This window comes from Nonomuraea sp. PA05 (genome assembly GCF_008086045.1).
GTDB lineage: Bacteria > Actinomycetota > Actinomycetes > Streptosporangiales > Streptosporangiaceae > Nonomuraea > Nonomuraea monospora.
On the sequence record NZ_VSEY01000020.1, the window covers coordinates 92,153 to 117,994 of the forward strand.

Annotated in this window: 25 protein-coding genes; 8 read left to right on the forward strand and 17 right to left on the reverse strand. The window is 72.9% G+C overall.

All coding sequences use genetic code 11. From position 1 onward, the window contains the following. Positions 1-43: 43 nt before the first annotated feature. Positions 44-577, forward strand: a complete 534-nt coding sequence (locus FXF51_RS29630; RefSeq protein WP_148437978.1) for a TetR/AcrR family transcriptional regulator C-terminal domain-containing protein — start codon at positions 44-46, stop codon at positions 575-577. Here the strand turns inward: FXF51_RS29630 and FXF51_RS29635 are convergent. Both FXF51_RS29635 and FXF51_RS29640 read right to left on the reverse strand, forming a co-directional pair. Then, entirely contained in the window at positions 531-1,397 is an 867-nt protein-coding gene (locus tag FXF51_RS29635) for a PP2C family protein-serine/threonine phosphatase (protein WP_148437979.1), read from the reverse strand. The two genes, FXF51_RS29630 and FXF51_RS29635, sit on opposite strands and share 47 nt — an antisense overlap. 46 nt (positions 1,398-1,443) lie before the next feature. Next, on the reverse strand, positions 1,444-1,809 hold the full coding sequence (locus FXF51_RS29640) for a MerR family transcriptional regulator (RefSeq protein WP_148437980.1): 366 nt from the start codon (positions 1,807-1,809) through the stop codon (positions 1,444-1,446). 80 nt (positions 1,810-1,889) lie between these two features. Between FXF51_RS29640 and FXF51_RS29645 the strand changes: the two genes are divergently transcribed. Next, entirely contained in the window at positions 1,890-2,522 is a 633-nt protein-coding gene (locus FXF51_RS29645) for an SDR family NAD(P)-dependent oxidoreductase (RefSeq protein ID WP_187414640.1), read from the forward strand. A 1-nt stretch (position 2,523) separates the two neighbouring features. On the opposite strand, the gene FXF51_RS29650 is transcribed toward FXF51_RS29645, so the two are convergent. The 8 genes from FXF51_RS29650 to FXF51_RS29685 all read right to left on the reverse strand — a co-directional run bounded on the left by FXF51_RS29650 (position 2,524) and on the right by FXF51_RS29685 (position 11,840). Further along, positions 2,524-3,231, reverse strand: coding sequence for a GNAT family N-acetyltransferase (locus tag FXF51_RS29650; protein ID WP_148437981.1), 708 nt, complete (start codon positions 3,229-3,231; stop codon positions 2,524-2,526). Then, complete coding sequence (locus tag FXF51_RS29655; protein WP_148437982.1) at positions 3,228-4,319, reverse strand: DNA alkylation repair protein; 1,092 nt, start codon at positions 4,317-4,319, stop codon at positions 3,228-3,230. Before FXF51_RS29655 ends, FXF51_RS29650 begins: the two co-directional genes overlap by 4 nt. A gap of 37 nt (positions 4,320-4,356) precedes the next feature. Then, the gene (locus tag FXF51_RS29660; RefSeq protein WP_148437983.1) at positions 4,357-4,845 is read right to left on the reverse strand and encodes an SRPBCC family protein; all 489 of its coding nucleotides are present in this window, start codon (positions 4,843-4,845) and stop codon (positions 4,357-4,359) included. Next, positions 4,842-5,270: an ArsR/SmtB family transcription factor gene (locus tag FXF51_RS29665; protein ID WP_262379918.1), complete on the reverse strand. Its 429-nt coding sequence runs from the start codon at positions 5,268-5,270 to the stop codon at positions 4,842-4,844. Before FXF51_RS29665 ends, FXF51_RS29660 begins: the two co-directional genes overlap by 4 nt. Before the next feature lie 79 nt (positions 5,271-5,349). Beyond that, positions 5,350-7,125, reverse strand: a complete 1,776-nt coding sequence (locus tag FXF51_RS29670) for an NAD+ synthase (protein ID WP_148437984.1) — start codon at positions 7,123-7,125, stop codon at positions 5,350-5,352. Positions 7,126-7,177: 52 nt separating this feature from the next. After that, the gene (locus FXF51_RS29675; RefSeq protein WP_148437985.1) at positions 7,178-8,611 is read right to left on the reverse strand and encodes a BTAD domain-containing putative transcriptional regulator; all 1,434 of its coding nucleotides are present in this window, start codon (positions 8,609-8,611) and stop codon (positions 7,178-7,180) included. 49 nt (positions 8,612-8,660) lie between these two features. After that, a complete protein-coding gene (locus tag FXF51_RS29680; protein ID WP_148437986.1) occupies positions 8,661-10,514 on the reverse strand; it encodes a sensor histidine kinase in 1,854 nt (617 codons plus the stop codon). A 126-nt stretch (positions 10,515-10,640) separates the two neighbouring features. Next, complete coding sequence (locus FXF51_RS29685) at positions 10,641-11,840, reverse strand: MDR family MFS transporter (RefSeq protein ID WP_148437987.1); 1,200 nt, start codon at positions 11,838-11,840, stop codon at positions 10,641-10,643. A gap of 52 nt (positions 11,841-11,892) precedes the next feature. On the opposite strand from FXF51_RS29685, the gene FXF51_RS29690 reads away from it, so the two are divergent. Then, positions 11,893-12,867 (forward strand): DUF5937 family protein, encoded by a 975-nt coding sequence (locus tag FXF51_RS29690; RefSeq protein ID WP_148437988.1) that lies wholly within the window; start codon positions 11,893-11,895, stop codon positions 12,865-12,867. Here the strand turns inward: FXF51_RS29690 and FXF51_RS29695 are convergent. Beyond that, positions 12,858-13,889 (reverse strand): terpene synthase family protein, encoded by a 1,032-nt coding sequence (locus FXF51_RS29695; RefSeq protein WP_148437989.1) that lies wholly within the window; start codon positions 13,887-13,889, stop codon positions 12,858-12,860. The genes FXF51_RS29690 and FXF51_RS29695 overlap by 10 nt on opposite strands. An 8-nt stretch (positions 13,890-13,897) precedes the next feature. Then, positions 13,898-14,443, reverse strand: a complete 546-nt coding sequence (locus FXF51_RS29700) for an EF-hand domain-containing protein (protein ID WP_148437990.1) — start codon at positions 14,441-14,443, stop codon at positions 13,898-13,900. A gap of 156 nt (positions 14,444-14,599) precedes the next feature. On the opposite strand from FXF51_RS29700, the gene FXF51_RS29705 reads away from it, so the two are divergent. Beyond that, entirely contained in the window at positions 14,600-15,961 is a 1,362-nt protein-coding gene (locus FXF51_RS29705; protein ID WP_148437991.1) for a glutamine synthetase family protein, read from the forward strand. Between the two features lie 48 nt (positions 15,962-16,009). Here the strand turns inward: FXF51_RS29705 and FXF51_RS29710 are convergent, their stop codons facing one another. Together FXF51_RS29710 and FXF51_RS29715 are read right to left on the reverse strand one after the other, a co-directional pair. Next, positions 16,010-16,351, reverse strand: a complete 342-nt coding sequence (locus FXF51_RS29710; RefSeq protein ID WP_148437992.1) for a YciI family protein — start codon at positions 16,349-16,351, stop codon at positions 16,010-16,012. A 17-nt stretch (positions 16,352-16,368) separates the two neighbouring features. After that, complete coding sequence (locus FXF51_RS29715) at positions 16,369-16,983, reverse strand: AAA family ATPase (RefSeq protein ID WP_148437993.1); 615 nt, start codon at positions 16,981-16,983, stop codon at positions 16,369-16,371. Positions 16,984-17,436: 453 nt separating this feature from the next. Between FXF51_RS29715 and FXF51_RS29720 the strand changes: the two genes are divergently transcribed. Then, entirely contained in the window at positions 17,437-18,150 is a 714-nt protein-coding gene (locus FXF51_RS29720) for a PaaI family thioesterase (protein ID WP_148437994.1), read from the forward strand. Positions 18,151-18,201: 51 nt separating this feature from the next. On the opposite strand, the gene FXF51_RS29725 is transcribed toward FXF51_RS29720, so the two are convergent. Beyond that, complete coding sequence (locus FXF51_RS29725) at positions 18,202-19,056, reverse strand: alpha/beta fold hydrolase (protein ID WP_148437995.1); 855 nt, start codon at positions 19,054-19,056, stop codon at positions 18,202-18,204. Positions 19,057-19,077: 21 nt separating this feature from the next. On the opposite strand from FXF51_RS29725, the gene FXF51_RS29730 reads away from it, so the two are divergent. Continuing rightward, positions 19,078-19,791 carry a type 1 glutamine amidotransferase gene (locus tag FXF51_RS29730; RefSeq protein WP_148437996.1) on the forward strand — a complete coding sequence of 238 codons (714 nt, stop codon included), beginning with the start codon at positions 19,078-19,080 and terminating at the stop codon, positions 19,789-19,791. Here the strand turns inward: FXF51_RS29730 and FXF51_RS29735 are convergent. After that, on the reverse strand, positions 19,776-20,288 hold the full coding sequence (locus tag FXF51_RS29735) for an HXXEE domain-containing protein (RefSeq protein ID WP_187414641.1): 513 nt from the start codon (positions 20,286-20,288) through the stop codon (positions 19,776-19,778). The two genes, FXF51_RS29730 and FXF51_RS29735, sit on opposite strands and share 16 nt — an antisense overlap. A gap of 85 nt (positions 20,289-20,373) precedes the next feature. Between FXF51_RS29735 and FXF51_RS29740 the strand changes: the two genes are divergently transcribed. Together FXF51_RS29740 and FXF51_RS29745 are read left to right on the forward strand one after the other, a co-directional pair. After that, positions 20,374-23,301 (forward strand): bifunctional [glutamine synthetase] adenylyltransferase/[glutamine synthetase]-adenylyl-L-tyrosine phosphorylase, encoded by a 2,928-nt coding sequence (locus tag FXF51_RS29740; RefSeq protein ID WP_148437997.1) that lies wholly within the window; start codon positions 20,374-20,376, stop codon positions 23,299-23,301. Between the two features lie 36 nt (positions 23,302-23,337). Then, the gene (locus FXF51_RS29745) at positions 23,338-24,366 is read left to right on the forward strand and encodes a hypothetical protein (protein ID WP_148437998.1); all 1,029 of its coding nucleotides are present in this window, start codon (positions 23,338-23,340) and stop codon (positions 24,364-24,366) included. Here FXF51_RS29745 and FXF51_RS29750 read toward each other — a convergent pair. Then, the gene (locus FXF51_RS29750; protein WP_222871525.1) at positions 24,350-25,705 is read right to left on the reverse strand and encodes a PLP-dependent aminotransferase family protein; all 1,356 of its coding nucleotides are present in this window, start codon (positions 25,703-25,705) and stop codon (positions 24,350-24,352) included. The two genes, FXF51_RS29745 and FXF51_RS29750, sit on opposite strands and share 17 nt — an antisense overlap. Positions 25,706-25,842: the final 137 nt, after the last annotated feature.

The following is a 25,842-nucleotide window of genomic DNA, read 5'->3' on the forward strand; positions in this document are numbered from 1 at the left end:
TGCGCCTGCCCGAGCCGCAGCCGCGCGGCTGGGTGCGGGGACGATGTCGCTCTACGAGTACGTCCAGAGCAAGGAGGACGTGCTTGATCTGGCCCTGGACGAGGTCATCGGCGAGATCGAGATGCCCGGGGAGACCGGCGCGTCCGAGGGCGCCGGGGCGTGGCGTGACTTCCTGATCGGGCAGCTCACGCAGAGCCGCGCCGTCATGCGCCGCCACCCCTGGGTGCCCGCGCTCACCGCCACCCGGCCCCTCGTCGGGCCGCGGGCGCTGGCCCGCTCGCGGGTGTTCTACGAGGCGCTGGCGGCGGCGGGGCTGGAGGGCGAGTTGCTCACCGCCGCCGTGGGGACGTTGTCGTCGTACGTCAACGGGTTCGTCGCCGCCGAGAACATCTGGTGGCAGACGGTGCGCACCCCCGCCGCGGACGCCGAGTTCCGGGCCCGGGTCGCCGGGCACCTGGAAGGGCAGCTCGCCCAGCTCAGCCGGGTGCGGGACGGGGACTTCGACCGGCAGTTCCTGCTGGGGCTCGGGCTCATCCTCGATGGGATCGAGGGCCGGCTGGGAGGAGCAGGGCCGTGACGTTGTCCTGGCCGCCTTCGGCCAGAGCGTGGCTGACCAGGGCGCGGGCCGCTTCCACGGGGTGGTCGCGGGGTCCTGCGGTGCGGGACTGTAAGGAACCGGGGGTGGGGAGGTGGCGCCACAGGCCGTCCGTGCACAGGAGCAGGAGGCCTGGGGAGTGGGGGCGGTAGCTGCGCAGGTGCGGGTCGGGGTGGGTGGCGTCGGCGCCCAGCCAGGCGGACAGGGCTTCGTGGTCGCCTGTGTCGTCTTCTGTGAGGGTCATGGGGACGCCCTCGTGCGGGAGCCAGTAGGCGCGGCTGTCGCCTATCCAGCACGTCCAGATGCCGGCCGGGGTCGTGATGCCGGCGACGTAGGTGCAGGCGGGAGAGACCGCGAACGGGTCGCTCGGGGGTGTGGAGGCGGGCGGGGCGGTGGCCGGCGTTTCGGTGGCTCTGAGCGGGCCGGCGAGGGCTGAGACGGCGCGGCCCGCCCGGATCGCGCCCTCCACCAGCGCCGTCTCCGGCAGGGCGCCCGCGCGCAGCGACGCGACCGTCGCCGCAGCGCCCGCCTCGGCCGCCACCTGGGCGGCGCGTTCGGGGCGGGCCGACATCGACACGCCGTCGCACACCACACCGACCGTCCACTCACCCACCCGGGACAGGGCCATCGCGTCCGCGTTCACGGCCCGCCGTAAGCCACGGTCGCTGACACCGGCCGCGCCGCCGTCCGCCGTGAGCTCGACGTGGGAGCGGAAGGCCGGTTGCGAGGTGCCGCAGTCCCAGCAGTGGCCGTCGGGGGCCACGGTGCCGCCGCATGAGACACAGGGGGTCGGTTCCGTCATGGCCCCACGATCGTCTCAGATCCGGCAGAGCGGGGAAGCCGGGCGGTCAGCCGGGCTGCTTCAGGACCGTCGCGAGCATGCTGTCGAGCGCCTCCTGAGACGTCCGCAGCCGTGCGATCGACTCGGCGATCCGGCGGCGCTCCCGCCGCAGGCTGGCGACCATCCCCGGACAGGCGGCCGGCACCATCCGCTCCCCGTCGTCATGCACGCAGTCGAGCAGCCGCGCGATGGCCGCCGTGGGCAGCCCGGCGGCGAGCATCGTGCGGATGTGGCGGACGGCGGTCACGTCCGCGTCGCCGTACTCGCGATAGCCGTTGGGCAGCCGCGCCGGCCGCAGCAGGCCCTGCTCCTCGTAGTAGCGCAGCAGCCGCCTGTTCACCCCGGTCTCGCGGGCCAGGTCACCGATCCTCATGAGCTCCTTGACCTTCACATCGATGTGACGCCTTACCGTCGCGAGCGTCATGCAACGCAACAACATGAAGGAGCGGATCCATGCCTGCAGCGGTGATCGTCGGGTCGGGGCCGGGAATCGGGCGGTCTGTGGCGCGCCGGTTCGCGAAGGAAGGGCTGGAGGTGGGTCTCGTCTCGCGTAGCGGCAGCGATCTGGGGCTGGGCGGCGTGCGTACGTACCGGGCCGACTGCGGCGACGAGGGTGAGCTGCGTGCGGCGCTCGACGCGGCGGCGGGCGAGCTGGGGACGCCGGACGTGGTGGTGTACAACGCCGCGATCATCCGTCCGGACACGCTGGGGGAGGTGGACGCGCGGGCGCAGCTCGACGCCTGGTCGGTGAACGTGGTGGGGGCGCTGGTGACGGCCTCGCAGGTGGTGCCCGCGATGGCGCGGCGGGGGAGCGGCACGTTCATCGTCACCGGCGGGATGCCCGAGCCGAAGGCGGCCTATGTGAGCCTTTCGCTGGGCAAGGCCGGGGTGCGGACGGTGGTGGCGATGGTGGATGAGGAGTTCGGGCCGTCGGGGGTTCATGCGGCGAGCGTCACCGTGGCAGGGGCCGTCGCGCCGGGGACGGCGTTCGATCCGGACGACATCGCTGAGCACTACTGGCGGTTGCACGTCCAGCCGAGGCAGGCGTGGGAACGGCAGGTCGTGCACGCGGGCACCGGTGGATGAGTCAAGTGGTCAGGTGCCAGAACCAGCCCAGGGGACGCAGGCCCAGGCGCTGGGCCACCCGCTGCGACGAGTGGTTGTCCGCGCTCGTGCTGTAGAACACGGCAACCCCTTGCAGCATGCCGGCCCAGGCGGCCGTGGTGGCGGCGGCGTAGCCGCGGCCACGGTACGGCGGGGAGGTCCAGGTGCCTGCCTCGGCTCCCAGCGAGGTGAGGCGGGCGCTGTGGCAGATCGAGACCACCTGCCCGTCCTCGGCCACCATGGCCCAGGGCGTTCCCGCGCTGCAGGTGGTGAGTTTGTCCCACTCGTCGGGTTCCCAGGAGGAGGGGCGCGGTAAGGAGCGTGCGAGCCGGACGTGTTCGGCCGAGTCCGACCTGAGGACGTTCGCGGCGACGGAGGGCCTGAGGGGCGGGGTCACGAGGTAGGTGGGGCCGCCCGTCACCGACACCCGCTCGCCGCCGAGGAGCTCGCGGCAGGCCCCGAGTACGTCCGGCGGTGTGCTGAGAGCCGGGGGCGATGGCGGGGTGACGAGGGAGAGGAGGCGGGTGGCGAGCTCGTCCGGCACGGCGGATGAGACGGCCGCCGTGATGCCGTCGGACGCCACGGCGATCACCATGTCCTCGGGGCCCGGCAGGCGGCCGCGTTCGTCCAGGCGCCAGACGACGCCCAGCTCGATCCGGAGCAGGTCGATGTCCCGCGTCTCGTCCGTCACAGAACCCCTTCCGGCCGCAGGCCCCCGGCCCCGGTCAACGTGAAGGGGACCGTCGCGGCCACCCTACCGTTGACGATCACATCAAGCTCCCGCTCGCCCGGCGGCTCGTCGCGGGTGGTGACCGGGCGGAAGGAGTGGCTCTTGCGCAGGGTGAACGTGTCGCCGGCACCGCCGGCGTCCCGCTGCCCCAGGTGGAACACGCGGCGCGAGCCCGCCCGCCGCACGGCGTACTTCAGCAGCACCGGCCCCGCGGCCCCCGCTCTCACCGTGACCGTGAAGGACAGCTTGCCGCCGACGGCCACGGTCGGGGAGTCGAGGGACAGCTTGTCGACCGCGCCGCTGCCCGGCGTGGCGCCGACCAGGGTGAGGGCCTCCGGGTGGCCGGCGCGCAGCAGGCCGCGGACGGCGTGCCGGAGCACCCGTTCGACGTGGGAGCCGCCCGCCGCGCGCCACCCCGCCAGCAGCTCCAGCGCCACCTCGGGGTGGTCCTTGGCCAGGTCGTTGACGTGGTTGGCGACCGAGCGGCGGACGTACTCGCTGGGGTCGTCGCGCAGCCGGTCGAGGAGGGGCAGCGTCGGGCCCGGCGTCATCAGCCAGCCGACGCGGCCCGCCCAGGGGAGGCGGGGCCGCGAACCCTCCGAGGCGAGCCGGCGCAGGTGCTCGTCGGGCGACTCCGCCCAGCCGTACATGATCTTGATGGCGTCGTCGCGGTAGCGTTCCAGGTAGGGGCGGACGGCGAACTCACCCGTCGCGTACGGGGTGAGCGCCGCCAGGGTCTCCATCGCGGCGTCCAGGTGGCCGAGGCCCCTGGCGGCGGTGTGCTCGGTGGCGGGCCAGCCGCTCCACATGTTCAGCCTGGCCGCGCACTCCCTGACGTACGCCGCGGCCTGCGGGTAGGGCAGGGGCAGCGCGTCGTGCAGGGCCGTGGAGACGTGGGTGACGCGGGCCTTGAGCTCCAGGCCGTCGAGGCCGGTCAGGGCCTGCGAGGTGAAGCGGGCGTGGGGGAACGCGGGCCAGGCGGCGGCCAGCCCGTCGGCGAGCACCGAGACCGAGTGGGCGTTGATCATGTCTTTGAGCGGTTGAGCCACGCGGTAACTGTGCCAGGAGCCACCGACAATCCCGGGGTCAGAGGCTCTGGTAGTACTCCCGCATCGACGGGTAGTAGTCGTCGAAGCTCACCCCGCCGGAGCCGTCGCGGGAGGCGACGAGCAGGTCCAGGTAGTACTCCCAGCCGGGCCCGATCTCCCCGACGCCCTCCTCCGTCTCCAGATGCTGGACGAACCGCAGCTCCGTCACCCCGTCCACCTCCTCCAGCAGCAGCTCCAGCCGCCAGGCCCCGTGCTCGTCCGTCGACGAGACGGCCAGGCGGCGGGGTGGTTCGCAGGCGTCGATGCGCAGGTCGTACCAGGGCTGCTGGTCCTCGAAGACGAGCCGCACCTTGATCGTGTGGCCGGGCGCCGCGTCGCCCTCCCACGGCCCGAACCAGCGGGCGGTGCGCTCGGGCTCGGTGACGCCGGCCCACACGTCGCCGGCGGGGGCGCGGAAGGTGCGGGTGAGGACGAGGTCGGTGCCGTCGCCGGTCCTGAACAGCCGGCCTGTGGGGATGGGGCTCATGCGGTGCTCTCCTGTCCGGTGACGTCATGCGAGGCTGCGGTACGGCGTTCCCTGCGCGTGCGGTAGACCTCGGTTTCGAGCGCGTCGAAGCGGTGCTCCCAGCCGGTGGGGCGGGCGAACCGGCCGAGCCAGGTGATCAGCTCTGCGAGTGGAGCCGGGTCGAGAGTGTAGAGGCGCTGACGGCCGACGAGTTCGGCGTTGAGCAGCCCGCTCTGCCTGAGCACGCGCAGGTGGCGGCTGACGGCCGGGCGGGTGATCGCGAAGCGTTCGGCGATGTCGCCGGCCGGTAGCGGGCCGTCGCGCAGCAGCAGCATGAGGATCTGCCGCCGCACGGGATCGGAGATCGCCCCAGCCGTCTGGTCCAGGGGCGACGGCGACTCCGGTTGTGCCGCCTGATCCGGACGTGCTCGCTCCGCCTCGTTCACACCGGGAAGCGTAACCTACTGGTTACGCATTCTCAAGACAGTGCCCGGCCGCCCCCATCGCGGGGGCGGCGGGGCAGGGTCAGCCGGTGCTCTCCCGCCACCGGTTGGTGATCGGCAGGCGGCGGTCACGCCCGAAGTTCTTGGGCGTGATCTTCGGGCCGGGCGGATACTGGCGCCGCTTGTACTCGGCCAGGTCCACCAGCCGGATCACCCGTGTGACCAGCGCGGGATCGTGCCCGGCCGCGATCAGCTCCTGCGACCCCATGTCCTTCTCGACGTAGTCGTCCAGCAGCCGGTCCAGCACCTCGTACGGCGGCAGCGAGTCGGTGTCCCGCTGGTCGGGACGCAGCTCCGCGCTCGGCTCCTTGGTGATCGACTCCTCCGGGATCGGCCGCTCGGCGTCGAGCAGGAAGCCGGGGTCGGAGTGGGCGTTGCGCCACCGCGACAGCTCCCACACCATCGTCTTGGGCACGTCCTTGATCGGCGCGAACCCGCCGGCCGAGTCGCCGTAGAGGGTCGAGTACCCGGTGGCGAGCTCGCTCTTGTTGCCGGTGGTCAGCACCAGGTGCCCGTTCTCGTTCGACAGGCCCATGAGGATCATGCCGCGCACCCTGGCCTGGAGGTTCTCGGCGGCCAGGCCGGACAGGTCGATCTCCTTCTCGAAGGCGTTGACGATGTCGGCGATCGGCACCACCTGGGCGTTGACGCCCTGCCTGCGTACCAGCTCCTGGGCGTCGGCCAGGGAGTGGTCGGAGGAGTAGCGGGAGGGCATGAGCACCACGTTGACGCGGGAGGGGCCGATGGCGTCGGAGGCGATGGTGGCGGTCAGCGCGGAGTCGATGCCGCCGGACAGGCCGAGGATGACGGACTGGAAGCCGTTCTTGGCCACGTAGTCGCGCACCGCGAGGACCAGCGCCGAGTAGACCTCGGCGTGCACGTCCAGCGGTTCGGGGATGACGGCGGGCACGGCGGGGTAGGCGGCGACGGGCTCGGAGGACAGCACGAGGCGCTCGACCGTGATCGTGGAGCCGTCGCCCGCGTCGTACGGGTACGTGCCCGGCTCGGCCTCGGAGACCGGCAGGTCGTCGAGGTCCACGACGATCAGTTCCTCCTTGAACTGCCGTCCGCGCGCGACCAGCTCGCCCGCCGCGTCCACCACGATGGAGTCGCCGTCGAAGACCAGCTCGTCCTGCCCGCCGATCTGGTTGACGTAGACGAGGCCGCATCCGGCCTCGCGGGCCCGGCGCGCGCACAGCTCCAGCCGTACGTCGTCCTTGTCCTTCTCGTACGGCGAGGCGTTCGGCGCCACCAGCAGCCCGGCCCCCGCCTGCCCGACGACGGACACGGGGCCGCCCTCCTGCCAGAGGTCCTCGCACACCGCGATCGCGACGTCCACGCCGTGCAGCCGGAAGATCGGCAGCCGGTCGCCGCGGACGAAGTAGCGGTACTCGTCGAACACCCCGTAGTTCGGCAGGTGGTGCTTGGCTGTGCGGGTGACCACCTCGCCCTTGTGCAGCAGCGCGGCGGCGTCGAGCGGGGCGCCCTTGGGCTGGCCCACCCGGGGCGCCAGGCCGGCGCGGTCCACGTAGCCGACGACCACGGGCAGGTCGCCCAGGCCCTCGTCGTGGAGCCTGCGCGCCACCTCCTCCAGCGTCCGGATGCTGGCGTCCACGAAGGAGGTGCGCAGCACGAGGTCCTCCACCGGGTAGCCGGTGAGGAACATCTCGGTGAAGACCACGAGATGGGCCTCGCGCTCCGCCGCGTCGCGGGTCCACGCGATCAGTTTGTCGGCGTTGGCGCTCAGGTCGCCGACGGTCGGGTTCGTCTGTGCCAGGGCAATGCGGAGTTGAGCCACGTCAACAGCCTAGTACGCTCCGATTTTTATCGTCAAAGCGACGAAAAGCAGCTCATTTCCCTCCCGGGGTGACCAGGCCGGACTCGTAGGCCGCCATCACGAGCTGCGCCCGGTCGAACAGCCCGAGGTGCTCCAGCAGCGACTTCACGATCAGGCCCACCTCCTCCTCCGGCAACGCCAGGGTCTGCCCGATCTGCCGGTTGGTCAGCCCCCGGGCGACGAGTTTGAGCACGTCCAGCCGGTCGTCAGGGAGCCCGGCCAGCGCCGGCGGCGAGGCCGGGTCGGTACGCCCGGTGAACGCCGAGATCAGCCGCGTGGTCACGGCGGGGTCGATGAGCGCGTCCCCGGCCGCCGCGGCCCTGATCGCGGCCAGGATCTGCTCGGGCGGCGACGTCTTCAGCACGAACCCGCTCACCCCGGCGCGCAGCGCCGCGTACAGGTTCTCGTCGCTGCCGAACGTGGTCATCATCACCACCTTCGGCGGCTGCTCGCCGGCCAGGATCCTGCGGGCGGCGGCCAGGCCGTCGAGGCGCGGCATCTGGATGTCGAGCAGCACCACGTCGGGCCGCGTCTCGCGGACGCCGGTGATCGCCTCCTCGCCGTTGGCCGCCTCGCCCGCCAGCGCGAACCCGGCCTCGCTGTCCAGCATGGCCTTCAGCCCGGTACGCACCAGCGCCTGGTCGTCGGCCACCAGCACGCGCAGCACCCCGCCGCCGGTCACCACCACGGGATCGGCGGCGGGCTCCTCCAGGCGCTGGGCCAGCATGTCGGCCTCCAGCCGCTTCAGCCCGGCCGACAGGTCCAGCCCCAGCTCGTCCCGCCACACAGCGCGCGCCCTGCGCAGCGCCGCCAGCGCGTCGCCCTGACGCCCCATCCGGTAGAGCCCCACGGCCAGCAGCCGCCACGCCTCCTCCCGCAGCGGGTACGCCGACGCGTGCGCCTCCAGGTCCGCCACCAGCGACGTGGCCCTGCCCAGCGCCAGCCCGGCGTCCGCACGCCGCTCCACGGCGATCAGCCGCAGCTCCTCCAGCCGCCCGGCCTCGGTCGCGGCCCAGCTCAGCTCGGCGAACTCGGCCAGCGCGGGGCCGCGCCACAGCTCCAGCGCGGTGTCCATGGCCGCCCACACCTGCGCGGGCGTGCCGTCGGACTTGACCAGGCCCTCGAAGTGCCAGGCGTCCACCTGCTCGGTACGCGCGCGCAACGCGTACCCGGGCGGCGCGGACACCAGCACCCCGGCCTCCTCGCGGGGCGCGCGGCCGGGCTCCAGGGCGCGGCGCAGCCGGGAGACGTAACCCTGGATGGTGGACAGGGCCTGCGCCGGCGGGTCACCCGGCCACAGCTCGTCGATGAGGGTGTGCACGGGCACGGCGCGGCCACCGGCGACGAGCAGGCGGGCGAGCACCGCTCGCTGCCGCTGGCCGCCGAGGTCGAGGGGGGCGCCGTCGGCCCAGGCCTGGAACGGTCCGAGAGCGGTGAAGGTCAGCATGTCAGGCGTAACTGTAGAGGCAGAACGGGCCGGGGTATATGGGGAAATGTCACAGAGGTAACTCGGCGTCGACAACGGTGCCCCCTCCGTCCGCCTCACGTACGACACAGGCGCCGCCCAGCTCGGCGGCCCGCTCGCGCATCGAGCCCAGCCCGACGCCCGCCCGCGCGTCCCCCGGGATCCCGCTGCCGTCGTCGGTGACGGTGATCCGCAGCGTCTCGGCGCGCCGCAGCGCGATGGTGATCGTGGCCGCGCCCGAGTGCTTGCGGGCGTTGGTGAGCGCCTCCTGCACGATCCGGTACGCGGCCACCTCGACGGCGGCCGGCAGCCCGTCGAGCCCGCCGGAGACCTCGACCGGCGTGCCCGCCAGCTCCGCCACGGCCCCCGCCAGGCCCAGCTCGTCCAGCGCGGGCGGGCGCAGGCCGTACACGAGCTGCCTGATGTCGCCGCTCACCGCGTCCATGCCGGCGCGCAGCTCGGCCAGCAGCAGGTCGGCGCTCTCCGGCGAGCTGCGCACGGACTGGCGGGCGGCGTTGATGGACATCGCCATGCCGGTCAGCGACTGGCCGAGCCCGTCGTGCAGGTCGCGGCGCAGCCGCCGCCGCTCCTCCTCGCGCGCGGTCAGGATGCGCTCGCGTGAGCGCTGCAACGCCGCCGTCAGCCGCACCGCGTGCGCCGCGTCCGCGATGTACGGGGTGAGCGTGGCGATCACCCGCTCGTCGTGCGCCGCCGGGAACCTGCGCCGGTCGGTCGGCCCGACGAGCAGCAGCCCCACCGGCTCCCCGTGCCACACCAGGGAGATCACCCGCTCGGGAGGGCCGGGGGAGCCCGAGACGGTGGTCGTGCCGTCCAGCTCGACCGCCACGCCCGTCACCGACAGGCCCTCGCGCAGCGTGTCGAGGGTGGCCAGCAGCCCGTGCACCGGGTCGGCGTGCTGCAACCGGTGCCGCAGCCGCCTGGCCAGCGTGCCCGGCACTCCGGTGCTGCCGTACAGCAGCCGGTCCACGCCGCGCTGCATGCCGCGCCGCATCGGCTGGAAGGCCGCCCCGGCGAACACCGCCGCCGCGATCCCGGCCACCCGGTCCACCTCGGCGAGGAACAGGCTGCTCGCGGCGCTGGCGGCCACGTACACGCCGGTGATCACGATGAGCAGCCCGGTGCCGACGAGCGCGCGGCTGATCAGCGTGTCGATGCCGAACAGCCGGTAACGCAGCACCGCCAGCGCGATGGCCGCCGGGATCAGCGGGATGAACAGCGTCGCCAGCCACCAGAACGGGTCGCCCAGCATCCACGGCACCAGCAGGCCGGGCAGCGTCACCATCACCCACAGGAGCTGGCGCCGCTCGGTCGCGTCGCCGCGCTTGAACCGCACCACCAGCGACACGAACGCCAGCGCCATGGCCGCCGACACCAGCCAGTGCGCGGGGTCACGGAACGCTCTCTGGCCGCTCAGCGCGCCCGCCCAGTCGAGCGCCATGCCCAGCACGGCCGGCGCGACCACCCAGCGCCAGCGCCTCGACAGCAGCCTGCCGACCGGGTAGAGCAGGGGGAGCAGCACGCCGAGCGTGAGTTGCAGCACGTGCCAGGCGAGGTTGACGATCGGCCAGCCCGCGGCGGGGCTGCCGTACAGCAGGTGGAAGGTGTTGGCCGACAGGATGTTGGCGGCGGCGCTCAGCCCGCCGACGCACAGCAGCCAGCCGATCACCAGCCGGGGCCTGCTGTAGACGAGGATCGCGCCGAAGACGGAGAACGCCGTGCCCGCCATGTCCTCGGGGGCCAGCGGCAGCGGCGTCCAGGAGGGTTGCGGCAGTTGCGCCGTCACCCAGATGTCGGTGAGCTCAAAAATGACGGCGAGCGTGGCCATGCCGATCGCCACGCTTCGCGCCAGACCTGCGCGGCGCATCCCACCCGCCCTTCCCACCCCATGATCGAGGTGAAAATTATCGGTGGGCTGCCAACGTCCGATCAAAATTTTCTCAACGCGCTCCGCACCTGGTCAGAGCAACGATAGCGGGCGTTCCCGGCAGCCTCAGCGGCGTCTGATCGCCGGGCCGAGCAACAGCAGCCCGGCCGCCGAGACCACGCCGACCGCGGCGGTCGTGAACCACAGCGCCTTCGGCCCCAGCTCCAGCAGCGGCCCGCCGAGCAGCGGCGCCAGCACCGCCGCCAGCGACCACGCGAACCCGAACAGCCCCGAGTACCGCCCGCGCAGCTCGGCGGGCGCCAGGGAGGCCACGATGGCGCCCGCGATCCCGGCCGTGGCGATCTCCCCGGCCGTCCAGATCGCGATCGTCACCGCCAGCCCGGCCACGTTCGTCACGTACGCGGTCATCGCGAACCCGGCCGACATCACGACCAGGCCCAGCGCCAGCATGCGCGCCGGGTCCCTGCGTCCCAGCCAGCCCGACACCAGCGGCTGCACGACGACGATCAGCACCCCGTTCAGCGCCATGGCCAGGCCGAACTCCTTGGAGGTCAGCTTCACCACGTCCGTCATCGCCACCGGCAGCATGGTCATCGTCTGCGAGTAGACCAGCGCGTTGCCCAGCGCGACGAGCGTGAACCCGACCATGACCCGGTCGCGCAGCACCATCCCGAACCCGCCGGTCGCCTGCCTGACCTCCGGCCTCGTCTCCGGCACCGCCCGCCACACCAGCACGGCGAAGAGCACGCCCGAAAGCGCGTCGATCCAGAACAGCCAGAGGAACCCCTGCCCGGCCAGCCATCCGCCGGCCGTCATGCCCACCGAGTAGCCCAGGTTGATCGCCCAGAACAGCAGCCCGTACGCCCGCGGCCGCTCCTTCGCCGGGACCAGGTCGGCGACCAGCGCGGTGGAGGCAGGGCGGTAGACGTCGATCACCAGGCCGAGCGCGAACATCGAGGCCAGGATGGCGGGCAGCGAGGTGCTGTAGCCCAGCGCCAGCATGCACACCGCGGTGGCCAGCATGCCGCCCGACAGCGTCGCGCGGCGCCCGATCCGGTCCGCGAGCACGCCCGCCACGAGCTGGGAGAGCAGCGATCCCGCACCGAACACGCCCATCACCAGGCCCGCCGCGGTGATGGACAGGCCGCGGCTCTGGGTCAGGTAGACGCCGGTGAAGGGCATCACCATGGTGCCCAGGCGGTTCACCAGCGTGCCGCCCCACAGGGCCCAGAACGGGCGGGGCAGCCCGCCGATCTGGGCCTTGAGGAAGGAGGGTCTCTCGACAGTCGTGCTCGTCACGCTCATAGCGTGAGATTTCCGGTTTCGTGGTGCGAACGATTTAGCGCAGACTAAAAGCATGTCCATCACCTGGGTGCTGAGGCCGGAGGACGTGGCGCGCATCCGGTTCGCCTTCTCCCCGATGTGGGAGCTGGTGGCCAGCCTGCGCACCCTCCAGCAGCCCGCCAGGCAGTCGATCCACCTGCCCTGGCTCAAGGCCGTGCGGCCGAGGCTGGCCGGGCTCGACCTGACCGAGCTGCTCGCTCTCGTCCCGCCGACCGGCTACCTCGCCGACTTCATCACCCCGCCCCCCGACACGCCGATGCCCGACTTCGCCGCCGAGCTCGACCGGGTCAGGCGCGCCGACCCCGCACGGGCCCGCGAGGAGGCGGCCAAGGTCGAGGGCACCGACAGGGCCGTCATCGCCCGGTTCACGGCCGACCCCGAGGCGGGCGTGCTCAGGGTGGCCGACGCGCTGGAGGCGTACTGGGAGGTCGGCCTCGCCGAGTTCTGGCCCCGCGTGTACGCGCTGCTGGAGCGGGACGTGCTGCGCCGCTCACGGCAGCTCGCCCAGGGCGGCGCGCGCGAGCTGTTCGCCGGGCTCGGCCCCGCCGTGCGGTGGACGGGGGAGAAGCTGATCATCGACCGGCCCTGGTGCGACGCGGGCGGGCTGCACGGCGACGGGCTGGTGCTGGTGCCCAGCGCGTTCTACTGGCCGGCCGTGGCCGTGATGACGGCGCCGTACCAGTCGATGCTCGTCTACCCCGTGCAGGGCGTCGGCACGCTGTGGGAGCAGGGCCCGCCGCCCGCGCCCGGCGCGCTCGGCGCGCTGATCGGCAAGAGCAGGGCCGCGATCCTGATCGCGCTCGCCGAGCCCGCCACCACCTCCGCGCTGGCCACCCGCATGGCGCTCACGCCCGGCGCGGTCAGCCAGCACCTCGGCGTGCTCAGCGGCGGCGGGCTGGCGGTGGGCCTGCGGATCGGCAAGCAGGTCGTCTACCGCCGCACCCTGGCCGGCGACATGCTCGCCGCCGGCCCGGGACCTCACGCGTAACGCTGCGACTCCAGCAGCCAGTCCAGGTGCGCGCGCGGCGCCGCCAGGTACGCGCAGGCCACCTTGCTGACGTCCCTGGCCGTCTTCGGCTCCAGATCGTCCAGCGGCAGCCGCCTGGCCGCCTTGCGCATGTCCTGGCAGCGCCCGGTGATCCGGTCCAGCACCCAGGCCGTCGCCTCCCGCTCGCTCAGGCCGAGCTGCCGCATCGCCAGCACCACGAAGTTGTGCACGTCGCCGCGCTCCTTCGGCCGCGAGGCGACGTCGTTGCACCAGGCCGTGACATCGCTGCAGGCGTTCACGAGTTGCTGCCACGGGTCCGACTCGTGTACCCAGACCGGCACCTCCACCCGCAGGCACGGCTCCACCAGGTCGTACAGGTACGGGCCGACCGTGCCCCTGCGCAGCGCCGGATACTCCTCCAGCGTCGGCATCCGGCCCGCCGCCCGGTTCTCCGCCTCGGCGCGGCAGGCGTCGTACTGGCGCTGCAGCCCCACCGCGAACCTGGCCCGCCAGTGGTCGCTCATCCGCACGCTCGTCACCCGCCACAGGTCGGCGAAGGCCGACTCCAGCGGATGGCAGGAGGTCCCCTTGAGCATGCCGTGGAAGATCTCCAGCGGGCCCGAGCGCTCGTCCAGCTCGTCGTCCAGGTGGAACAGCCAGGTCAGCCACTGCGCGAACAGCGCCGCCGCGGCGGCGTCGAACTCGGCGAACGCCCGGCCGGCCATCCGGTGGTAGCCGACGCCCGGATCGGCGCGCAGGCCGGTGCGCCTGGCCCAGTCGATGACCGCGGCCTCGATGGCGTACACGGCCGGATGCATCCTGCACGGCGCCGCCATCGCGGGCACCCGCTCGGTGAGCGGCAGCAGCGCCAGCGCGGCGCAGCCGCCCCTGCGCGGCAGCGGCAGCAGGGACGACAGGGCCGAGCGCAGGGCGGTACGCACCGTGGTACGCACCGTGGCGAACACGGTGGTGGTGGCGGTCACGCTGTCCTTGGACGCGCTCTTCACTGGAGTGTTCTTCACCGTGCTGTTCACAGGGGCCCGAAGAGCCAGTTGCCGGCGGCGCTGGGGTCGTCGCCGCGGTAGTAGTCGGCCGCGGCCAGGACCAGCTCGTCCACGGTGATCGTGCCCCTGCCCGTCCGGTCCAGCCGGTCGAACGCCTCGTCCACGTCGTCGTAGGCCACCCCGAACGCGCACAACATCGTGCGGAAGTCACCCGGCCCGATCTGCCCGTCGTCGTCGCCGTCGCACAGCTCCGCCACCGCGACCGTGGCCGGTTTGAACACCGCGTCGTACTGGTCGCCCGTGACGAACGCCGCCGTCATCCCGCGCAGGAAGTCCTGCCGCACGATGCCGGAGTCGCCGTCGCGCTCCAGCGTCCGCGACAGGGTGGACCAGATGCGGTCGAAGCCGTCCACGAGACTCGCCCCGGCGACCGAGGTGGGGGACTCCCCGAAGCCCACCAGGATACGGGCGCCCAGCCCCAGCAGGTCCTCGCGCTCGACGACGCCGTTGCCGCTCGCGTCGATGTGGTCGAACGCCCGATCGAGCTTGTGATTGAGCAGGTCGATAGCCACCAATGCCTCCCCCGAGACTGACTGCGTGATCACAGTAAGTCGGGGCGGGCCCTTTGTCAGCGAGGCTCGCACCGGCACCCCCCGTAACGTGTGCGAAACACGGACACGGCATGCTGGTGTGTACGCCTGTACTGTCCGTACGAACGAGGGGAAGCCGTGGACCGCCAGCAGGAGTTCGTGCTCCGCACGCTCGAGGAACGCGACATCCGGTTCATCCGGCTGTGGTTCACGGACGTGCTCGGCTTCCTCAAGTCCGTCGCGATCGCGCCGGCCGAGCTGGAGGGGGCCTTCGCCGAAGGCATCGGGTTCGACGGCTCGGCCATCGAGGGCTTCGCCCGCGTCTACGAGTCCGACATGCTCGCCAAGCCCGACCCGGCCACCTTCCAGATCCTGCCGTGGCGCAGCGAGACGCCGGGCGCCGCGCGCATCTTCTGCGACATCCTGATGCCCGACGGCACGCCGTCGCACGCCGACCCGCGCTGGGTGCTCAAGCGCACGCTCGCCAAGTGCGCCGACATGGGCTTCACCTTCTACACCCACCCGGAGATCGAGTTCTTCCTGCTGAAGAACCGTCCCGAGCCCGGTGTGCGGCCCGAGCCGATCGACTCGGGCGGCTACTTCGACCACACGCCGCACAGCTCCGGCCACGACTTCCGCCGCCAGGCGATCATGATGCTGGAGTCGATGGGCATCTCCGTCGAGTTCAGCCACCACGAGGGCGCGCCCGGCCAGCAGGAGATCGACCTGCGTTACGCCGACGCGCTCACCACGGCCGACAACATCATGACCTTCCGCCTGGTCATGAAGGAGGTCGCGCTGGAGCAGGGCATCTGGGCCTCGTTCATGCCCAAGCCGTTCACCGAGCACCCCGGCTCCGGCATGCACACCCACATGTCGCTGTTCGAGGGCGACCGCAACGCCTTCTACGAGGCGGGCTCCGAGTACCGGCTGTCCAAGATCGGCCGCTCGTTCATCGCGGGGCTGCTGCGGCACGCGGCCGAGATCACCGCCGTCACCAACCAGTGGGTCAACTCCTACAAGCGGCTGTGGGGCGGCGCCGAGGCCATCGCCGGGCTGGGCGGCGAGGCCCCCTCCTACGTGTGCTGGGGCCACAACAACCGCTCCGCGCTGGTCCGGGTGCCGATGTACAAGCCGCACAAGGGCGGCTCGACGCGCATCGAGTTCCGCTCGCTCGACTCGGCCTGCAACCCGTACCTGGCCTTCGCGCTGATCCTGGCCGCCGGGCTGAAGGGCATCGAGGAGAGCTACGAGCTGCCGGCCGCCGCCGAGGACAACGTCTGGACGCTGACCAGCGCCGAGCGGCGCGCCCTCGGCATCCAGCCGCTGCCCGGCTCGCTCAACGACGCGATCGAGGTCATGGAGCGCAGCGAGCTGGTGGCCGAGACGCTGGGCGAGCACGTCTTCGACTTCTTCCTGCGCAACAAGCGCAGCGAGTGGCGCGAGTACCGCCGCCACGTGACGGAGTTCGAGCTGGGCCGCTACCTGCCGGTCCTCTGACAGCGGTGGGTGAGGCCCCGCCGGACGCTCCGGCGGGGCCTCGTCCGATCAGCCCCAGAACTCCCGCACCTCGATCGGCAGCGTGGCGGCGGCGGCCATCCTGCGGCCCCACGCCAGCGCCGCCTCCCGGCCGGGCGCCTGGATCACGGTGAAACCGCCGACGTGCTCCTTGCCCTCGGTGTACGGGCCGTCCACGGTGAGCACCTCGCCGTCGCCCGCCCGCAGCACGACCGCCTCCTCCGGCGGACGCAAACCGCCGGAGAAGAGCCAGGCGCCGGCGGCCTTCAGCTCCTCCTCCAGCGCGCCCAGCTCGCGCATGACCGGTTCGAGCACCTCGGGGCCGGGCGGCTCGCCGTCGGGCTGGTAGATGGTGAGCACGTATCGCTGCATCACATCGCTCCTTTCTCTCAGCCCTTGTACGAACGGCGCCGCCGCGGATCGACACCCCCGGCCGAATCGAACACGATCGCCTCCAGCAGCCCGGCCTCGGCCCGGTTCACGATGCGCGCCCCGGCCGCCGGAGCGGGGTCGCCGCCCTTGACCCGCGTGAGCAGGCTGTCCCACCTGCGCTGGTGCCGGGCGAACGTCCTGGCCGCCACCACCCGCCCCCTGGCCCGCTGCCCCGCCAGCGCCTCCTCGGCGGGCGCGTCCAGCAGGAGCAGGTGGAAGTCGGCGCCGTGCCGGCGCGCCAGCCAGGCGAAGCCGCGCAGCACGTACGGAGCGCAGCCCCGGTTGTGCGCGAGCACGGAGTGGCCCTGGGTCAGCGCCTGCCGGATGCGGGTCAGGTGGGTGACGAACACCACAGCCCGGCGCACCGGGTACGGCGCCCAGGTCAGCCTGCCGTTCCAGTGCCGTCTGGACTGCGCGGAGTCGATCACCACGGCCGTGCCCGAGTTGATGGGCAGGCTCTCGGCGCCGTCCATGCCGTACAGGCGGCGCAGCAGCGTGGTCTTGCCCGCCCCCGGCAGCCCCGTCAGGATGACCAGGGCTCCCGGCGGATACCGCAGCCTCGCCCCGTCCACAGCAACACCCTTCCCCGCCCGGTCCGCCGTCGCAATCCCTGCCGCGCCAGCATAGGCGCGTCCTACCAGCTTGACCGAGGACGGGCCCGGACGCGCACCCCTCGTGTGCCGGACGGTCCGTGATCAGCGAGAATCGGCGGATTGGTCGCGGCGGGCGGGAAACATCGTTAAGGTAGCGCCGACGCCTTGATCGGCCTCACTCCCGGAGCGGTTCGGAGTGAGGCCGATTTTCGTTGCTTCTGACCCCCGAGTCACATCCGAGCGATGTGCGGCGCCTAGCGTCTCGTTACTCGGTGGGGGGAAGTTTCGGCCCCCTTCAAGGCGTTATGGAGACGTACCGAGCTGCCACCGGACCCCCGCATCCTAGGTAAACCGGGTGTCCAGTAAAATCGGCTAGCTCTTTATGATATTTCCGGACTTTTCGCCTGGCGTGGCGATATAGGAGGGTGTGGCATGACGACGGCTGCCCTGCAGACCGTGTTGACCGTTCCCGAGCGCTTCCGTGGCCCCGTGGGCGTCGCCAACGGCGGCTGGATCGCGGGCACCATGGCGGAGGCGCTGAACGGTGGCCGATCAGCCGTCGAGGTCACGCTGCACGCCCCCACGCCGCTGGAGACCGAGCTGCGGCTGGAGCACGTGGCCAACACGGTCTCCCTCTCCCACGGCGACAAGCTGCTGGTCGAGGCGATCCCCGTGGCCGAGGAGCTGCAGGGCCCGGGGTTCGTGCCGTTCAACGACGCGGCCCGCGCCGAGGCCGGGTTCGCCGGGCTGAAGGCGCACCCGTTCGCGGAGTGCTTCGCCTGCGGCCTGCGCGAGCCGGGCGACGGCCTGCGCATCTTCCCCGGCCCGGTGGAGGGCACCGACCTCGTGGCGGCCGGCTGGCGCGTGCCGTTCACCGTGAGCGGCGAGGACGGCGTGCCCGCCTCGATCGTGGGCGCGGTGCTCGACTGCATCACCGGCTGGGCGCACTTCGGGCCTGGCGAGAGCGCGCTGCTCGGCCGCCTGGCCGTGCAGATCCACCGCCCGGTGCTGCCGGGCGGCCGCTACTCGGTGGTGGCCCGCCCGACCGGGCGCGACGGCCGCAAGATGTTCGGCCAGAGCGCCATCTACGAGGTGGACGGCACGCTGGTGGCCGCCGCCCGCGCCACGTGGATCGCTCCACGCTGACACCCCTCGCTTCAAGGCCCCCGAGTCGCGACTCGGGGGCCTTCGCCGTTCCTACGCCGGCACCGTGAGCCGGTCCGCCACTGTTGCCACGCAGCGCTCGTCGAACAGGATCGTGTAGTGGTTGCAGTCCGGCACCACCTCGTCGCGCAGGCCGGGCAGCCGCTCCGCCCAGGGCCGCACCAGGTCGTCGGGCAGCATTCCCACCGGCTGGTCGAGCAGCCCGCGCGGCGCCCTGAGCAGGTGCAGCGGGGCCTTGATCGCCTCCAGCGCCGCCCCGATAGCCTCCCGCTCCACGTGCAGCCACCGCCCGTCCTGCGCCACCGCCTCGGCCACCGCCCGTGACCGCAGCGCGCCCTCGGGGCCGGTCAGGTCGTAGCGCGCGTACGCCTCCACGTCGGCGTTCCAGCGGCCGGCGAAGGCCGGATGCGCCCTGAAGAAGTCCACGTACGCCTCCGCCGAGGGGAACGTCTGCCGCAGCCGCGCCAGCGCCGGGCCCAGCAGGGCTTCCAGGGCCGTGTCCGGGTCCGTGTCACCGGGGAGCGGGGGCAGCGGGATCCCGCCGTCCACCAGCACCACCCTGGCGAACGGCCGCCGGGCCGCCGCGAGCGCCGCCACGTACGCGCCCATGGAGTGACCCGTCAGCACCGTGTCCTGGCCCGCTCCGGCGTGGTCGGCGACGCGCAGCACGTCCTCGACGTGCCGTGGCAGCCCGTACGGGCCGGGCAGGGACGCGCTGAGCCCGCGCCCGCGCAGGTCCATGGCCACCAGCGACCAGCCGTCCGGCAGCCGCCGCCCCACCGCGGCCCACGCCATGAGCGACGCCGTGATCCCGTGGACCGCGATGATCGTGCGCGGCCCGGTTCCGAACGTGGCGATCCGCAGACCGTCCACCTCATCGATCCTCATAATCACCACATAATTACGCATATGCGAATTACCGTCATCGAACATGAGGCCGAGGCGGGTCTCGGCCACCTCGCCCGGTGGCTGGGGCTGGAGTGCGAGGTCGTGCGGCCGTACCTGGGGCAGGAGGTCCCCGAGCGGGCGCGGGACGGGCTCATCGTGCTCGGCGGCGCGGCGGCCGCCTGGGAGGACGAGCGCAGCCCCTGGCAGCCCGCCACCCGCGACCTGCTGCGCCGTGCCGTCGATGACGCCACCCCCACCCTGGCCGTCTGCCTGGGCGCGCAACTGCTCACCATGGCCTGCGGCGGCACGGTGGAGCGCGGCGCGAACGGGCTGGAGGTGGGCGCCCGCGAAGTGGTCGCGCTGCCCGCCGCAGCCTCCGACCGGCTGCTGTCAAGCGTCGCGGCTTCCGACCGGCTGCTGTCAGGCGTCGGCGCCGCCGTGGCCGTGCAGTACCACCAGGACGCCATGACGCGGCTGCCCGACGGGGCGGTGCCGCTGATGACCGGCTCCCAGTACCCGAACCAGGCCTACCGGCTCGGGGAGGCGGCCTGGGCGGTGCAGTTCCATCCGGAGGCGACGCCGGAGATCTTCGTGTCGTGGACGGCGGAGTCGGGCCTGGAGGCCGCCGAGGAGCTCAACGCGGAGGTCAAGGCCGCCGAGAGCGCGCTTGTGGCCACCTGGCGCCCGGTCGCGCAGGCGTTCGCCGACGTGGTCAGGGACTACTCACGCGCCTGAGCGCGCCTGAGCCCGCCGGTGAGGGCGTGCGCGAGTGCGTGCACGCCCGCCAGGACGAGCGGGAACGCCACCACGGCCGCCCCGGGCCCGCGCAGGGGCACCCCGGCCCGCCGCAGCCGCCGCCAGGCCCACACCGAGTACGGGATCACCACGACCGGCGCGGTCACCACCCCCGGCGTGTACCCGCGATAGATCGCCGCCTGAGCCAGATGCACCACCCCGTGCACCCCGAACCCGGCCAGCGCCGCCTGGAACACCGCGCTGCGCCCGCCCGTACGCGCCCCCAGGGCGGAGGCCACGGCCATCACGCCGCCCATCAGCCCGATGGCCACGTTCACGTGCGCCTGCGAGACGTCCAGCCGCACCCCGGGCAGGCGTTCCTCCAGCCGGGGCCGCGCCGCCTTCGTCCACCGGGCCATGGTCGCCAGCTCCTCGGCGTCGTGCACCACCCAGGCGGCCAGCAGCCCCCAGGCCACCCCTGCGGGAACCCGTCCCATCGCACACCCCCTCATCCTCGAAACGCAACGCAACGTTGCGTTCGCATGTTACGGCGAAAGGCGCAAGAGCTGTCAAGATGGAGAGGTGCCCAGGATCGAATCCACCGCCGCGCGGCTCGCCAAGCTAGGTTTCGCCGACGGAGCCAGGGCGGCGCAGCTCCTCCGCCAGTCGGGGGCCGACCTGACCGACATCCTGGAGTCCCTGGTCGCCGTGGCCGATCCCGACCAGGCGCTGGTGTCGCTGACCCGCCTCATCGAGCGCGAGCCCGCCGTCCTCGGCACCGTCCGCGCCGACGAGGGCCTCAGGTGCAGGCTGCTGGCCGTGCTCGGGGTCAGCGCCGCGCTCGGCGAGCACCTCGTACGGCATCCGGGCCAGGTGGCTCGCCTGGCGGAGCCGAGCCTGGGCGAGGCCAGGGCCGAGCTGCTGCGAGCGGTCGGCGCCGACCCCGGCGAGACCGAGCCACACGCGGCCGAGGGCGGCACCGGTGCGCTGACGGCGTTGCGCGTGGCCTATCGGGGCCGTCTGGCGCACCTGGCCGCCCGCGACCTCACCGGGCAGGCCACGCTCACCGAGGTCACCGCCGAGCTGTCCGACCTGGCGGGCGCCGCGCTGGAGGCCGCGCTGGCCGTCGCGCGCACGGAGGTGGACGCCGGCGAGGTCCGCTTCGCCGTCATCGGCATGGGCAAGTGCGGCGCCAGGGAGCTCAACTACATCAGCGACGTCGATGTGATCTTCGTGGCGGAGCCGAGGGAGGGCGCAGACGAGGCCAAGGCGCTGCGTGCCGCCACCCGCCTGGCCCAGGCCATGATGCGGGCCTGCTCGGCCACCACCCCCGAGGGCTCGCTGTGGGAGGTGGACGCCGGGCTGCGGCCGGAGGGCCGCGCGGGGCCGCTGGTCCGCACGCTCGCCAGCCACCTCGCCTACTACCGCCGCTGGGCCAAGACGTGGGAGTTCCAGGCGCTGCTCAAAGCCAGGCCCGTGGCGGGTGACCTGGAGCTGGGCGCCGCCTACGTCGAGGCCGTCAACGAGCTGGTCTGGACGGCCGCCACCCGCGAGCACTTCGTCGAGGACGTGCAGGCCATGCGCCGCCGCGTCGAGGCGCACGTGCGGTCGGAGGGCGAGCGGCAGCTCAAGCTCGGCCCCGGCGGGCTGCGCGACATCGAGTTCGCGGTGCAGCTCCTGCAGCTCGTGCACGGCAGGCTCGACCCGCTGCTGCGCCGCAGGGGCACGCTGCCCGCGCTGGCGGCGCTGTCGCGGGGCGGCTACGTCGCCCGTGACGACTCGCGGGGCCTGGCGGAGGCGTACTCGTTCCTGCGCCGGGTCGAGCACCTGTTGCAGCTGCACCGGCTGCGGCGCACCCACATCGTGCCCACGGACGAGGCCGATCTGCGCAGGCTCGGCCGGGCGCTGGGCATGCAGGCCGATCCGGTGGGGGAGTTCACGGCGCGGTGGCGGCGGCACGCGATGGAGGCGCGGCGGCTGCACGAGAAGCTGTTCTACCGGCCGCTGCTGCAGGCCGTGGCGCGGCTGCCGGAGTCGGAGGCGCGGCTGTCCACCGCCGCGGCGGCGGCCCGGCTGGAGGCGCTCGGCTACGTCGATCCGCGGGGCGCGCTGCGCCACATCGCCAACCTGTCCACCGGCGTGTCCAGGCGGGCCGCCATCCAGCGCACGCTGCTGCCCGTCATGCTCGGCTGGTTCGCCGACACGCCCGACCCGGACGCGGCGCTGCTCGGGTTCCGCCAGGTCAGCGACAAGCTGGGCAGCACGCCTTGGTACCTGCGGCTGCTGCGCGACGAGACCGCGGTGGCCGCCAGGATGGCGCGGGTGCTCGGCACCAGCCGCTACGCCACCACCCTGCTCATGCACGCCCCCGACGCGGTGGCCATGCTGGGCTCCGACGACGAGCTGGCCGTGCGCCCGCCCGAGTCGCTGCTCGGCGAGGCGTCCGCCGCGGTGACCCGGCACGCGGGCGACCCAGGGACGGCCGTCGCGGCGGTGCGGGCGCTGCGGCGCAAGGAGCTGTTCCGCACGGCCGTGGCCGACATCTCCGGCCTGATCGACATCGAGACGGTCGGCAGCGCGCTGTCGCGGCTCAACGACGTGACCTTGCAGGCCGCGCTGGGCGCCGCGCTCGGCAGGGCCGACGGCGTCACGTCCTTCGCGATCATCGCGATGGGCCGGCTGGGCGGCATGGAGTGCTCCTACGCCAGCGACGCCGACGTCATGTTCGTGCACTCGCCGCTGCCCGGGGTCGGCGAGCGCGAGGCCACCGACGCCGCCTTCGCCGTCGCCAACGAGCTGCGGCGGCTGCTGTCGCTGCCCGCCCCCGACCCGCCGCTGCTCATCGACCCCGATCTGCGCCCGGAGGGCCGCCAGGGGCCGCTGGTGCGGACGCTGGCCTCCTACCGGGCCTACTACTCGCGGTGGTCGTCGCCGTGGGAGGCGCAGGCGCTGCTGCGCGCCCGCTTCTCGGCGGGCGACGCCGAGCTGGGCGCGGCGTTCACCGCCATGGCCGACGAGCTGCGCTATCCGCGCGGCGGCATTCCCGACGACGCGGTCAGGGAGATCCGGCGGCTCAAGGCCCGCATGGAGGCCGAACGGCTGCCGCGCGGCGCCGACCCCGCCCTGCACACCAAGCTGGGGCCGGGCGGGCTGTCCGACGTGGAGTGGGTGGCCCAGCTCCTGCAACTCCGGTACGCAGGGACACTGCCGTCCCTGCGGACCACCCGCACGCTGGAGGCGCTGCGGGCGGCCGTGGGGGAGGAGCTGCTGGCCCCGGCCGACGAGGCCGTCCTCGCCGAGGCCTGGCGGTTCGCCTCGCGGGTGCGCGACGCGCTCATGCTGGTGAAGGGCCGGCCGGGAGACAGCATCCCGCGTGACGCCGGGGAGCGCAGGATGCTGGCCAGAACGCTCGGCTACCCGCCCGACGGCTCTGAGGACTTCCTCGACGACTACCGGCGGGTCACCCGGCGCGCCCGCAAGGTGGTGGACCGGGTCTTCTACGGCGCCTGATTGCGCGGCCACACGGCGTGGGTGTATCAATGCGCCGTGTTATCCGTATACGTGGATCTGGCCCTCGGCCTGGTGGTGGCGTTCCTGCTGCTGTCGCTGCTGGTGAGCGGCCTCAACGAGGCGTTCGTGCGGGTGTTGTCCATCCGCAGCAAGTTCCTCTGGGCCTACCTCAGGGACACCCTGGACGGAGTCGGCGACAAGTCGCCGTCGTGGCTGCCCGCCAGCGTCCGCGACGTGCTGCTCGCGCTGCCCTTCGGCCGCGACCCCAGGCCGAGGCACACCGACCGGCCCGCGCCCGCCGAGCCCGGTCGGTTGCCGGAGGTGAGGACGGGCGAGTCGATGATGAACCTCCTGTACGAGCGGGTACGCGAGATCGACCACGCCAAGCGGGGCAGGACCAGCATCTCCGACATCCCGCCCCAGCGGTTCGCGGTGGCCGTGATGGAGCTGACGGCGATGGAGAACGGCGACGTCACCGAGTTCCTGAAGAAGCTGCAGCGGATCGACAGCCCCCTGTACGGCCACCTCAAGGGCGTGTGGGAGAGCGCGCAGGGCGACCTCGACCGGTTCAGGAGGGGGGTGGAGACCTGGTTCGACGGGGAGATGCAGCGGCTGTCCATGCTGTACAAGCGCTACGTCAAGTGGGTGCTGGCCGTGCTGGGCGTCGTGGTGACGCTGCTGTTCTCGATGGACGGCTTCGAGTACGCCAAGACGCTGCTGCGGGACAACGCCTTCCGCAGCTCGGTGACGGCCGTGGCGGAGGCGGGGCCGGACGCCTACGACGAGCTGGAGCGGCAGTGCACGGGCGGCGCCCCGGTGCCGTGCGTGACCGAGCTGCTCAGCGAGCCCGCCCTGGTCAAGATGATGGGGCAGGCGATGGTCAGCGTGTCGATCCCGGCGCAGGGCGAGCCGAGCGTGCAGGGCAACTTCGCGGCGTGGTGGGATCGGGTCACCACGCCGAGCCACTGGCCCGGCTATCTGCTGACGTATGTGGCGCTGCTGTTCGGCGCGCCGTTCTGGTGGGACGTCTTCCGGCGCATCACCGGGATCAAGTCGCGGCGTTGAGCCGCTGGCCGCCGAGCGCGGCCAGGGCGATCACGTCGGCGAGTGCGGACAGCTCGGCCGGGTCGTCGGTGAGCCGCGCCGTGGCCAGCCGCAGGTGGTGGGCGGCGGCGGGCTCGACCACGTAGCGGCTGCCCGGCGCGACGGAGATGCCGTGCGCGGCCAGCGTGACCAGGGCGGCGGGCTCGTCGCGCACCGGGACCCAGAGCACCAGGCCGTCGCCGCCGCCCGTCCGCACGCCGCGGGCCGCCAGCTCCGCGGCCAGGCCGGCCCGGCGCCGCGCGTACGCGTCGCGGGCGTGCCTGACGCGCTCGCGCACGGCGGCGTCCCCGAGCAGGTGGGCCAGCGTGTCCTGGAGGATCCTGCTGGTCCAGCCGGTGCCGAAGCTGCGCAGCACGCGTACCCGCTCCACCGCGTCCGCCGCCCCGCCGACGACCGCGATGCGCAGGTCGGGGCCGTGCGACTTGGAGTAGGACCTGACCAGCACCGTACGGTCGGGGAAGTACGAGCCCATGCTGACCATCGGCGAGACCGACAGCTCGCCGATCCCGTCGTCCTCGACGACGAGCGTGCCGGTCGGCTCCAGCAGCGCCGCCAGCTCGGCCGAGCGCTCCGCCGTCACCGCGTGGCCGCACGGCGACTGGCCGCGCGGCTGGTAGACGAACGCCACCGGCCTGGCCCGCAGCGCCTTGGCCAGCGCGCCGGGGACGGGCCCCCGCTCGTCGCAGGCGACCGGGACGATCTCGACGCCGATCGTCTCCAGGATGTCCAGCAGCCGAGCCCCTGTCGGCTCCTCGATCGCGATCCTGTCGCCAGGCAGGGCCGTGGTCTGGCAGAGGAGCTGGACGCCCTCGTACCCGCCGCCGACCGCCAGCCAGCCGCCCGCGTGGAACGGCCAATCGGGCTCGACGGCGGCCCGCAGCCGGGGCGTGATCGTCTCGCGGGCGTAGTCGTTGAGGCCGTCCGCGCGGGCCGCCGCGGTCAGGGCCGACTCCAGCGGCGGCAGCAGCGCAGCGTCGGGGGAGGCGATGGTCAGGTCGATGGCCAGGCGGTCGCCCCAGTGGCCGATGCGTTCGTACCGGATCGGGCGGGGCACGTCGGGCGGGCCGAGCACGACGGTCCCGCGCCGCCGCTCGGTCCTGATCATCCCGTGCCTGCGCAGCTCCGACCAGGCCTCGGCGACCGTTCCCGAGCTGACGCCCAGCTCCCTGGCCAGGCCGCGGACCGTCGGCAGGCGCGTCTGCGGCGTGAGCGCGCCCTGCCTGATCAAGTCGGTCAGGGCGGCGGCGATCCCGCGAGCGCTCGGGTCGGCGATGCGCTGCGCCAGCCAGGAGCTGTCCACTTTGTCCCCCTGTAAATCTTTGTTCAGCAACAAAGATCTTCTTGTGCAGGTCCTCTGCCTGAACATATGGTTTCTGGCAATTAACGGCAACTATCGCCCGTTTGAGGTGTTTTATGGCGAAAATCCGTCTTGCCGTG